Origin of the sequence: Bacillus sp. SIMBA_005 (assembly GCF_046535585.1) — a bacterium.
GTDB classification, from domain to species: domain Bacteria; phylum Bacillota; class Bacilli; order Bacillales; family Bacillaceae; genus Bacillus; species Bacillus pumilus.
This window is the reverse complement of record NZ_JAWRWI010000482.1, coordinates 1-268: the sequence shown is the minus strand read 5'-3', so window position 1 is coordinate 268 and position 268 is coordinate 1. Positions and strand designations below refer to the sequence as shown.

Here is a 268-nt window from a genome sequence, read left to right as displayed (position 1 = left end):
CGTCTTCGTAAGGAGCTAAGGCTACGCTGTAAGCAGAAACGCAAGTTCAGAGCGACTACGAACTCGAACCACAATCTGCCAGTTGCGCCAAATCTGCTGAACCAGACGTTCGCTCCTACAGCACCAAATCAGGTCTGGGTGGCGGACCTGACGTATGTTGCCACACAGGAGGGATGGTTGTACCTCGCTGGCATCAAAGATGTTTATACGTGCGAAATTGTCGGCTACGCCATGGGAGAGCGCATGACAAAAGAGCTGACAGGTAAAG

The 268-nt window shown here is 52.2% G+C and carries 1 protein-coding gene; it reads left to right on the top strand.

Translation table 11 applies throughout. The features are described from left to right. Positions 1 to 268 (top strand): DDE-type integrase/transposase/recombinase (locus tag SB660_RS20985; RefSeq protein ID WP_410584305.1); only part of this gene is annotated, 268 nt, incomplete at both ends.